The sequence below is a fragment of the bacterium genome, from assembly GCA_019695305.1.
In the GTDB taxonomy this organism is placed as follows: domain Bacteria; phylum UBA10199; class UBA10199; order UBA10199; family JAIBAG01; genus JAIBAG01.
The window spans coordinates 1-11,416 of sequence record JAIBAG010000045.1; the positions used below are offsets into that span (position 1 = coordinate 1).

The following is an 11,416-nucleotide window of genomic DNA, read 5'->3' on the forward strand; positions in this document are numbered from 1 at the left end:
AGCGTTTGATTTCTTTTTCGGCGGAGTATGCACCGACAAGAGCAATATAAACCGGCATCATCCCACCGGGCATGTCGAACTTTTCCTTTAAAATAAAATCAACCAGCATCAGGCCGATGTAGGTAATAGTGTACAAAGTTAAAAGAGGAGAAAGCACGTCTTTGAATTTTTCTTTCCAGTTCACTCAGCACCTCTTTCTTTAGCTTCGTTTAAAATTTTCTGTGCGTCTTCCAAAGTTAAAATTTGCAGGTCCACCAGTTTCTGCAGTGTCCGTGCGCCCAGCACCACCAGATTAACTCCGGCAATTTTAGTGCCTCCGGCTTTAGAGGCCTCGTTAAAGGCAGTTGTCTTATCTTCTGCTAAAACTGCGCCACCAGTAACCATCCAGTCCCACAACACATCATAGCTTACATAAATAAAAGTCCCTTCATTGACAGGAAGAGTTATCCCTAAAGGCCCATAACCATTTTTGGATATACCTTGTTTAATTTGTTCTGCCTTTTCGTTTTTAGATTCATCAATAGCTTGCCTTGTGGAATTAAAGATTTGAGAAACACAATAGCCACCGTCTTTAAAATAACATTCTTCGGCTCTTGCATTCAAAGAAAGAAAAAGCACACAAATAAATAAAATTTTGTTTACTAATTGCATTCTAATCCTTTGATTTTTTCAATCTGTGCCTCTACTTGTTTGCCTGCTACCCTTACATTTGTCTTACATAATTTTTTAATATTGTCCTTCACTTCAAATACCAAACTTGCAAAAGCGTCTTTAGGAAATTGAGCCAGGCTTACAAAATATACTCCTTCATTCCAAATGATATTTTCGGGCTGGTATATTCTTAAACTTTGGATTTCAGGCTCATTCGCTGTTAATTCAGCAGGGAATTGAATGCTAACACCCACATCCTCTTCTGGACCACGGCCCTTATTTTCGATTTGTACAATATACTCGCTTTGTTCCTCCAAAAATAAGGCTTGATAATCCAAAATCAAACTACCAACTTGAGCAGGGACTGGTTTTTTAGGCTCAACTGTATTGTAAAATTGGTTCACTACTAATTTGGGCGTTTTGTCATTTAAAAGATGATCAAAATAAGAGCTCGCATAATGGCTACCTGCAATAACAGCGAGTACGGCAGTAATACTTTTAAGCCATTTTTTATGTGTTTTTGTTAAAGACATTTAAGGGCTGCATTCTTGAACTGGTAAAATTAAATTGCAAACGGTTTTTTATAAGTTTTCGTTTAAAAAATACTTTTACGCATAGCGTTAAAAAAGCCTTTTTCAGCCGGTAAAATACCCACCAAAAAAAGCTGGCTTTTTAAGGCGAGTTGCTTAACGTTGCAAACCTATGACACTGTTTACAAATAAAAATGGCTCCCTGGAAATATTAAAGAAAAAAGATTTCCGTAATGAAAAAGAACTGCAACGCTTTGTGGAATCTAACCTCGAAACTCTTTTTAATGTGCGTTTTTTAGCGACGGAATTCGTAATCAGCGAAAAGCATGGAGGACGCATTGATAGCTTAGGTCTCGATGATAATGATTCGCCGGTAATTATCGAATATAAATGGGGCGAAAAAGACAATATCATCAATCAGGGTTTATTTTATTTGGATTGGCTGATTGATCACAAAGGTGATTTTCAGGTTTTGGTCGAAAAAATTTTAAAAGAAAAAATACAAGTCGAATATGGCTCTCCACGTCTCATACTTATTGCCCAATCGTTCAATAAGTATGATCAATTTGCCATCAACCGCATGGCGGAAAATATAGAGCTGTGGACTTACTCTCTTTACGAAAATAATACTTTTGAGTTGCGCTCCATCGCTACTTCTCAGGCCAAGAAAAATAAAGACACCTCTGCCAGCAAAGTGACGCAAATCTCCTATGATGATTACTCTGTGGATCGCTTGCTCGAAAAGGCAGAGCCTAATATCAAGGAGCTTTTTGACGAATTACGGGAACGCGTTTTAAATTTTGAAAGCGAGCAAGAAATCGAAGAATTGCCGCGCAAACATTATGTGGCTTATCGCACTAACCGTGCTTTTTTGTATGTCAGCATTCAGGTCAGTGCTCTTAAAATTCACATTATTATTAACCAAAAAGATTTGAATGATCCAAAAGGCATGACACGCGATGTTTCTAAAGTGGGGCATTATGGTTATGGAAACACAGAGATTATTCTTAAAAGCATGGATGACTTGGAATATGTGATGAGCTTTGTAAAACAGTCATATCTGGAAAGCTGTTAGAACGATGGAATGCAAATTGTTTTATTTTTTAGTAGGATATTTTTTTATCCATAGTCTAATCCCTTATGACCTCTGATAATAATCATAAAACATCTCCTAAAAGCTCTCGCCAAATCATATGCTATCCATTTACAATGTTTAGATATTTTTAAGCAGAAAGGCACTTATGACTTCATCAAATCCATATCCTTTTGTTTCATTCGGGATGCTCCTAGCACGCGCCCGGAAAAGTGCCGGTAAAACAAGCCTCCAAATGGCTGAAGCTTTAGCTTTGCCTGTTACACAATATGAATCGATTGAAAACGGAAGTAACCTGCCTGATAGAAAACAGTTTACGGCTATTGCCGCTCTCTTAAAAAAGGATGTCTCCGAAATACGTTCTTGGGTTAGCGTTCCTGCTCAAGAAAAGGTTGAAGATAAAAAAGAAGATTTTTTCTACAAGAATGAATTTTTGGAAGGCTGCCAAACCATCCGTCAAACTCAGGGCTTGTGGAAATATAAACCTTTAAAAGATGATGAATACGAGAGCTTCTTTTCCCGCTTACAAAAAGATGTAAACAGCTTGTCCGCTATTCCACACTTGCCCGAAAACATTGTTTTTCTTTTTGAGGTTCTTTCCCTCTATAAGGGAGAAACACTTTTAAAAGACTGCGAAGGATTTTTTCCAAAAGGCGAAAGTCTGGCTGGCTATTTGGCCCGTTCTCCTCATATCGGTTTTTTCCTTTTTCATACGGCCAACCGTATCTTTTTTGCCGATCAACCCGAGACGAATCTTTTATCTTGTTTTAACAGGCTTTCCATAAACCAGCTTAAAGAATTGCTTACGGCAGTTTTGAGCATGAACGGGGTTTATTCTTATTCAAAAGAACTGCCTTACCTGCAACAACAGGATGAATTTGTAAGTCTTGCCGTATTGATGACCCGTGAGTTGTCCCCTTATTTAAAAGGCCTTAATGTTGATCATTTAATCCTTGCTGTTATGGCCCAAAATATCGGCGAGCACGCCTTGTTTAAAATTTTCAATTCCTGGAACAATTTGGAAAGCATCGATAGAAATTTTCTTTATCATGTTGTTTACGAATTACATCCCGTTGTGAGTGCGATCATGGCTAAAAAATGGGGACTGCCGCAAGAAGCCTGCAACGGAATTTTAAATCATCATTCCAGGTCGTTCCATGAAGATGAAGACCCATTTGTAGACACCACTCCCTTTGAAGCGGCCATGAAAATCATTGCTCATCTCACCGACTGGGGTTTTTCACCTTTAACAGAAGATAAAACCCAAAAAATATCCACGTTAATTTCAAAAGCAAATGTTCCGGCCAGTATAGTAAACGATGCCAATAACAATATGTTCATGCTTCGCCAAAATCTTGTTGAAGTCAGTTCCACAATTTTGGATAAAGTCGATAAAAGACCCAATAAATCCGAAACGATTGTTGAAAAAAGAGACGATGATGGAAATGTTTATTGCGCCCATTATTTAAGCCGTAACGACTTCAGATTTACACCGTCCTATCAAAAAACGCTGATTTTAACCGCGAAAGAACAAATTTTTTCCCTTCTACGCTCCATGTTTTTGGAAAATCCCGAGCCTATGGAATCGTATTCCAAAAAAACAGACCGTATCCGCCGTTCTTATGCTTGCCTTAGCCCCACCAATAACATAAGGGTATAAAGGATGACTATTGCGGGGCACTATAAAGTTTTGTCGTATGTAGGAAAAGGCTTTTCCGGAAATGTGGCCAAAGCGCAAGATGAAAAAACGGGACAGATTGTTGCGCTTAAACTTATCTCATTAAGTGGCGAGCTTCCCAAAGAATTAATCCTGCAAAATTTTGAAGCCGAATTTGAAACACTTAAAAATCTTGATCATCCGCATATAGCCAAGGTGTTTGATGCCGGATTTGACAATACCGAAAATCAACTCTATCTGGTCAGTGAATTCATCGAAGGAAGCGATCTTTTTTATGCAACCGATAAAATGACGTTTCATGAAAAAGAAAATCTTTTTATAGATGCTTTAAGGGCGTTCAATTATCTGCACCAACAATCCGTTTTACATCTCGATATCAAACCTCAAAATATGCTGGTCACTTCCGTTTCGGGCCAACCTGTGCTCAAAATTATAGATTTTGGCCTGGCCAATTTTTATCAGCGCTCCAAGGGTGCCAAAGAAGGAAAACATCAAATTGTCGGAACCGCAACGTATCTTGCCCCCGAAATTATTCAAGGCCAGCACCCCGACAACCGTAGCGATTTATACGCGCTTGGAGTTTCTTTTTTCAAAGTACTTACACGCAGGTTGCCGTTTACTTACTTAACTACCGAAGAAATTCATCAGGCTCATTTGGAAGAAGATTTTCCAAAGCCTTCCACACTCAAATCCGATCTGCCTGATTATATCGATAAAATTTTTTTAAAACTTTTTTCAAAAGATCCAACCCAACGTTATTCTTCGGCGGCAGAAGTCATCAACGACATTTCTTTTTTAACAGGTCGCTTCATTCCCGTTGAAACCAAAGAAACAATTTTAAGTTATATACCAGCACAAGGCGCTCTGGTGGCACGTCAAAAGCAGATGGAGCAACTTGACACTCTATTCAAAAACAGGATTCTTTTAAAAGACTTTACACAGCCTTTGGCCGTTGTTGTCAGTGGAAAAGAAGGCGTGGGTAAATCGCGCGTGCTTGCAGAAATCAGGGATATTGCCAGAAAAAATCTGATAAAAACGATGTCTATTGAGCTTTTTGACAGCACTCCGTTTAACGAACTAGCTCCTCCATTTATTGTGTTGGCCGATCAAAATCAGGCCGATAAAAGCCTGTTTGAATTTGCCTCACATTTCTTTTCTTCAAAACCTGTTCTCATTATTATAACAAGCCTTGTTCACATAGATGATTTTCCATGTCTTTCAATTCATCTCGAAAACTTCAATAAAGATGAAACAAGGCAATATCTCGAAAAAGCCACCGGCATAGCTGATCTTCCCGATAAAATGGTGAGCGTTATTTATTCCCACACCCAGGGTAATCCGGCCTTTTTGTCTCAATATGCCAAAAGCCTTTTTGAAAAAAATATTCTTCGTGACACTCATGGCAGTTGGTCGATTAAAGTATTGGATGATATCGGAATTGATTTGGGTAAAAATGGAATAACCACTTCCATTAAAGAAGGGCTTAAACAGCAATTGAAATCATTCTCATTTACCCAAACACAACAAGATATATTGAATGTATTAGCTCTCACCGGAAAACCGACGATTGAAGATTTGATGGAACTGTCACAGCCCTCAAGCATCCAAGACGATCTTCATTTTTTAGAAAAGGAAAGTATCATACGCTGCGAAGGAGCTTCTTATTATTTTACTAATCCTCTGTACGCCGAAGTAGTGGTTGAAATGATGGATAGTTCCGATTCTGAATCTCGTTCGGATAAAATTGCCGATTATCTTATTCGTCAAGGAGCCGACAAGGAATTGATACTTTATCACCAAGGTAGGGGTAAAACCAAAGACGCACCTTTAAAATTATGGGAATTGGCCCAAATAAAACGTGCCCATCTCTTAAATGATCAAGCTATCAATGCATTGGAAATCTTATTGAATAAAAAAGATATCGATTCAAACTTGACCGATCAAGCCGTAATTGAGCTGGCCGGATTATACTTGGAAAGCGGCATGCTAGAAAACGCGCGTAAAACACTCCAAAAAAGCAAAATGGACGCACAGGCCTGGGAGCTGATGGGAACCAGCTATTATCTTCAAGGTAATCGAGAAGAAGCCGGTAACTGCTATAAAAAAGGTTTAAAATTATCGACAGGCAACGATTTTTGGATGGTTCCTGTTTTTAAAATGAGAATGGCTCGTTTAAGCTATGACGAAGGCCAAGTAGAAAAAACTGTTGAACTAGTGGAAGATGCTTGGAAGCAATGGAAAGAGCTACCCGATGATGAAACAAAAATAAAGGCAGCCCGTAACGATATCGATTTTATTTATACGATGAGAGGAGAGCTGACAAAGGCCATAAAAACTTTAGAAGCCAATCTTGTACTTCTCGAAAAAAGACAAGATTCTCCCAAATATTTACCCACTCTCTACATGCTGGGCATGGCCAAGCGAAAGGCTGGGCTTACTTCCGAAAGCCGCACTATTTTAAGTCAATGCTTGGAAAAACTTAAACATAAAAAAATATCGCATTGGCTTCACTCTGTTTATAACGAGCTGGGAAATCTTGAAGAAGATTGCGGGCAGTGGGAAGCGGCTTTAAAATATTTTATGCATGCCTTCGATTTAGTCCGAAAAACTTCTCTTGAAGCCGAAAATCTGTATGCCGTATGTTCCAATATAGCCCGAATACATCTTCACTTGAATCACCTGGACGAGGCATACAAATACTTTAATTTTATTTCCATCAATCTCAATCAAAATTCCGCATACGAGATGGAAAAATATTTGGCATTACTGGGCCTTGCCCATATTTGCCGCTTGCAGAAAAAAAATGATGAAGCCTTAAATCATCTCAACGCGGCTTTTGCCGTACTCCAACAATCATCCGCCATGTCAATTTATGCTCAATATTATTGGCAGGAAAAAGCGGATTTGGACAAAGCTAAGGGCGATGAAACAGGCCTAAAAAACACATTAGAAACTCTTGAAAAACTAAAAACTAACAAGGGTTTTAATATGGTAGATTATGAAAACTGGAAAAAAACTCTAAATCTGCAATCATAAATCTGCAATCATAAAGAGAGTTCTCATTATGAGAGCCCGTCAAAATATGTATATAAATTGGATACTTGCATTAAGCCCCTCTAAATAAATATCAATAATTTCAATACCTTAACTTTACAATAATCTTTCAAATCATGGCACTTCTATTGCTTGTAAAACAAGACGGGGTTAGTTTTTATGCAAATACGTATTTTCTTACTTTTTATCACACTTATTTTTTCAGCCTGTTCCGGTTTAACAGGCAGTCAGGGTATTGAAGAAGGTTCACCCACCATTCAAGGGCCAGCTCCCGGCAGTGGCGGAGGTAATTTACTGCCCCAAAGTAGCATTCCTCCTCCATCACTTACTAAGGGTCATGTAGTAACTTACGCACCCGATGCCAATCAAAATACTCCTGTTATGGGCGATGCCGGTTCGGTGGATACCACCGGCATGAGTGATACGGATGAAGATGGGTTTGCCGATGTATTTAGTGTGCAAGTTGTTGCGGATGAGGCTACTCCCGTAAGCTGTCCCCTTAAAATGGACGGCAGCTTTGAATGTTCTATCCCTAGTACCACAGTAGCTAGCCAACTGAGTATGGCGGTAACAGATGGTGTACAAAAAAGTGAAGCGATTACCGAAACCCCCAATCAACATTTATTATGGGTTAAAAATACACCCAGCGATGTTGTAGCCGGAGGTTCTGCATTGGAGCTAGCCACTTTGGGATTAACCGATTCGGATGTTGCGTTTACTTTAGCGGGTAACAACATTGTGCCTATTGTTAATGTTGATGGTACTTTCATGGTGGCGGGTAATGCTGAAAATAACTACAGCATCGGCACTGCACAAAATCAATTAGCCTACGATCCAACAAATTCTTATTTGGCTAATCGCACTTCTGCAGGTATTCCGTATACTTCATTTCTCCCTGAATATTTAGGTGATCCTTTAACAGACGTTTTAAGTGATGTAGGTACAGTAACTGTGCCTGAAGCTGAAGATTACACAGCTTTAAAATTTTCTGGGGATGGGAAATTACGGTTTGGTATAAAGTCTGTAATAGCAGCTCAAAATCATGGGAGAATATTTAGTCTTACACCTATGGATTATTCTACTAATATAGATTTTTTTAAAATAGGTGACGTAGATGCTCAAGGAATGCCTCTTACTCACAATCAAACACTGGCGTTTGATATGGATGATGGAAGTTTTAAAATTGCTTTAGCTTTATTTGAAGATACATCCAATAACATTCGCTTACGCGCAAACTATTTATTAGACCCTTCACGAGGTCGTTTTGGTGGCTCTTCTCCTTTAACAAGTGGGGATAATTTTATTTTTACAGCCAACGACTTTGGTGATTTGTTGGTTTATAAGTACCAAACATCAACTCAAGTGGGGAGGGCTCTTTTGTTGGATAAAACTCACGCTAAAATTTGGGTGATTACTTATAGTTATGATGCGTTAACTCCTGCCAATTCAAGAGTTACTTCTACTTTTGCCAGTGCAACAAATGGTATTAGTATTGGAAATAATCCAAAAGATATTGTTTTAAATACCGATAAAACCAGGGCCTATATAGTATGTAGTGATAATAAAATTTATGTTTTAGATTTATTTAAAGCCAGTGGTGTAGCACGCGATCCTGCTACTGTACGAGTAGGCACAATCAATTTGACTGATTTTATCGATAAACCAATCGAGCTGAAACCCAGTACAATAAGCTACCAGAAAGATATTTCGGGGAATGAATATTTGCTAGTTGGGTCTGAAGGTTTAAAAGGGATGCTAGCCATTGATTTAGAAACAGTTACAATTCTAGCGCTTTAATACGAAGATCCACCGGCTAATACGGCTGTAGCACCTTTCCCTGAACCAGCCGCAGCATCATTAATCAGGATTTCCTGGCTTCCATCACCATCCACATCGCCACCACCAGCAACAAAGGTCCCAAAATTAACCATGCCTGTACCCGGTATTTGCTGTGTGGTAGCTACATCAATTGTAGGGCTGGGGCTTGTAGACAGTGTATGACCACTCATATAAAAAGCTGTGCCAGTAGTAGAACATTCAGCGGCACCCATTAACAAATCGTTTATTCCATCTCCATCCGTATCACTACTGGCAGTAACAGCAGACGGAAGCTGGCCATTGGGTGTAGTGTTGTAAATACGGTACCCATTCAATAAATTAACATCATGTTCATTTAAAGTAACATCACTGCCATTGGCACGTAGATCAAGTCCACCTACACCAGAACGTGCATCTTGAATATCTTGACCATACAACACATACGTTACCCCACCATGAGGCGATCCGGCACCACCGGTTTCATCTTGATTGGCACCAATTACAATATCAGCCAAACCATCCCCATCTATGTCGTTTAAATCAACAGCCGAACCGGCACGAGTAAGTGATAAATTCCCTCTAAAATTCAGGTGTCGTACACCCGATGCTGGTACTAAATCACTTAACTCAATATTATTAGGTAAGTTGGAGTCTCCATAAATCAATAGAACGCGTCCACGTCCTCCGTTGTTATAATCAACAGTATCCGCTAATAAAACATCTCCCAATCCATCTCCATCTACATCTCCAACAACCACATGATTTCCCCAATCATTGCCTTGCCAATTGATATTATCATGAAAGCGCAAGGTTCTTATGCTGTCTTTGCTAATGGTTCCGCTATAAGGCCTTGCAGGAATAAAATCGATCGTTCCGCTGTCTCTTCCGGCAACAGTTGTTACAATTTCTCCATATCCATCACCATTGATATCATCTTTAAAGACATAGGTTACTCCACCAATTAATTCGTTTTGTTCTCCCAGAATAATCGCATTAGCTGATGCATCACTTCCACTTACAATGCTACCTCCATTAAATACTAATAGTGCACCAGAATTAGTGCCATCACCATAACCATAAGCCTGAGCTCCGGAATTATTATAACTTCCAGCACCTACAATTAAATCTTTAATCCCGTCGCCATCCAGATCAATTGCACCTATACTGCTACCTAATCTTTCAATAGGCATTGTAGATGTAATTTTAACATCGGCATTAGATAAGCTTGAAGCTCCGCGAACATTAAAAAAATCTGGGGAGCCATATTTAATATAAACCGACCCTGCATGGCCTATGGAAGGACTTACATAATTTAAATTTGAACCCACTAATACATCATCAAAACCATCTCCATTCACATCACCTAAAGCTATAGCACTATCACCAGCCAAATCTCCAACCGCTTCACCCAATAATAAAACACTATCGGTAGCTAAATTAATCGCTGTGCTTCCATCGCAATTAGTATCAATGCCATTCACACGTTGAAAATTTCCCGGATTTACTGTGGGGTTGATATCATCACAATCATCAATCGCTAAATACCCATCTCCATCTAAATCATCATCAGGCGTAGCTACACTGCAATCATTATCCACACCGTCATATTCTATTTCGGGAGCTCCAGGATTAACGGCTCTGTTCGCATCATCGCAATCAATTTGTACGGTAGGGTTTTCAAAATATCCGGCGGGGAGACTTGTGCCCACAGGTAAGGTTTCAGCTTCGGCAACCGAATAACCATCGCTATCAGCATCGGCATAGCCGTCTAAATAACGCCATACACTGCTATTAAAATCATCAATATCGTCTTCTAAACTTTGCTGTGTTGCATAACCGGCGGGGATATCATCACCAATCAAAATACTTTCACCCTCACCAACCGTATACCCATCACCATCAATATCCGTAAATAAATCTACATAACGGTATCCACTCGCATCGTTGTCATTTTCATCATCGCCACCAAAAGCAATATCATCATGGCCGTCATCATCTAAATCGTAATCAGGAATTACTACATCTGTATCGGTTTCCCCGGTATCAGTATCGTCTGTGTCTACATCTGTATCACCCGTTTCAAGAGTATCAGTATCCTGAGTATCCACAATATCTGTGTCGCCAGTATCATCTGTATCAGCAACAGAATCAGTATCTCCACTATCTGAAATACCGGTGTCTGTATCACCCGTATCGCCCATCACTAAATCGTCACCATCACAATCCTGATCAACACCGTCATTAGGAGTTTCAGTGGCTCCAGGATAAATGGAGTCATTCTCATCATTGCAATCACCGGTTTTTAAATCGGCCATCGATGACCTTCTGCGAAGCTCATCTAATTCTTCTGCAGAACATTTTTCATTCACATAACCATCATTATCGTCATCAACACAATCGGGATTGGGCAAATTATCTGTGTCATCCGTTTCAACAAGTGTATCGGTATCTACATCATCTGGCGGATTATCAGCGGTACAGCCAGTACCGCCTACAAGTAAGCCGCCTAAAGCAATAACACTAATCACACCGCCCGCCGTAATTTCTGCAGGAGCAGCCAGTACCACAACCGCTACACCACCAATGGTTAAA

Annotated in this window: 8 protein-coding genes; 4 read left to right on the forward strand and 4 right to left on the reverse strand. The window is 39.6% G+C overall.

Going from position 1 to position 11,416, the window contains the following annotated elements; genetic code table 11:
- The 3 genes from K1X76_12480 to K1X76_12490 all read right to left on the reverse strand — a co-directional run.
- Window positions 1-184 (reverse strand): hypothetical protein (locus tag K1X76_12480; GenBank protein MBX7149879.1); only part of this gene is annotated, 184 nt, incomplete at its 3' end.
- On the reverse strand, window positions 181-651 hold the full coding sequence (locus K1X76_12485) for a hypothetical protein (protein MBX7149880.1): 471 nt from the start codon (window positions 649-651) through the stop codon (window positions 181-183). The genes K1X76_12480 and K1X76_12485, both read right to left, overlap by 4 nt.
- Window positions 642-1,184, reverse strand: a complete 543-nt coding sequence (locus K1X76_12490; GenBank protein MBX7149881.1) for a hypothetical protein — start codon at window positions 1,182-1,184, stop codon at window positions 642-644. The genes K1X76_12485 and K1X76_12490 overlap by 10 nt, the downstream gene beginning before the upstream one ends.
- A gap of 169 nt (window positions 1,185-1,353) precedes the next feature.
- Here K1X76_12490 and K1X76_12495 point away from each other — a divergent pair, with 169 nt between their 5' ends.
- The 4 genes from K1X76_12495 to K1X76_12510 all read left to right on the forward strand — a co-directional run bounded on the left by K1X76_12495 (window position 1,354) and on the right by K1X76_12510 (window position 8,803).
- Window positions 1,354-2,256 carry a DUF91 domain-containing protein gene (locus tag K1X76_12495; protein ID MBX7149882.1) on the forward strand — a complete coding sequence of 301 codons (903 nt, stop codon included), beginning with the start codon at window positions 1,354-1,356 and terminating at the stop codon, window positions 2,254-2,256.
- Between the two features lie 166 nt (window positions 2,257-2,422).
- On the forward strand, window positions 2,423-3,934 hold the full coding sequence (locus K1X76_12500) for a helix-turn-helix domain-containing protein (protein MBX7149883.1): 1,512 nt from the start codon (window positions 2,423-2,425) through the stop codon (window positions 3,932-3,934).
- 3 nt (window positions 3,935-3,937) lie between these two features.
- Complete coding sequence (locus K1X76_12505; protein ID MBX7149884.1) at window positions 3,938-6,988, forward strand: protein kinase; 3,051 nt, start codon at window positions 3,938-3,940, stop codon at window positions 6,986-6,988.
- A 177-nt stretch (window positions 6,989-7,165) separates the two neighbouring features.
- Window positions 7,166-8,803 (forward strand): hypothetical protein, encoded by a 1,638-nt coding sequence (locus tag K1X76_12510; GenBank protein MBX7149885.1) that lies wholly within the window; start codon window positions 7,166-7,168, stop codon window positions 8,801-8,803.
- On the opposite strand, the gene K1X76_12515 is transcribed toward K1X76_12510, so the two are convergent.
- Window positions 8,800-11,416: putative metal-binding motif-containing protein (locus tag K1X76_12515; GenBank protein MBX7149886.1), on the reverse strand; the 2,617-nt coding region annotated here is incomplete at its 5' end. The genes K1X76_12510 and K1X76_12515 overlap by 4 nt on opposite strands.

Bases quoted from the DNA above. Each gene is read 5' to 3' on its own strand.
- K1X76_12490 (MBX7149881.1), bottom strand. From the start codon at position 1,184: ATGTCTTTAACAAAAACACATAAAAAATGGCTTAAAAGTATTACTGCC.
- K1X76_12505 (MBX7149884.1), top strand. From the start codon at position 3,938: ATGACTATTGCGGGGCACTATAAAGTTTTGTCGTATGTAGGAAAAGGC.
- K1X76_12510 (MBX7149885.1), top strand. From the start codon at position 7,166: ATGCAAATACGTATTTTCTTACTTTTTATCACACTTATTTTTTCAGCC.
- K1X76_12495 (MBX7149882.1), top strand. From the start codon at position 1,354: ATGACACTGTTTACAAATAAAAATGGCTCCCTGGAAATATTAAAGAAA.
- K1X76_12500 (MBX7149883.1), top strand. From the start codon at position 2,423: ATGACTTCATCAAATCCATATCCTTTTGTTTCATTCGGGATGCTCCTA.
- K1X76_12485 (MBX7149880.1), bottom strand. From the start codon at position 651: ATGCAATTAGTAAACAAAATTTTATTTATTTGTGTGCTTTTTCTTTCT.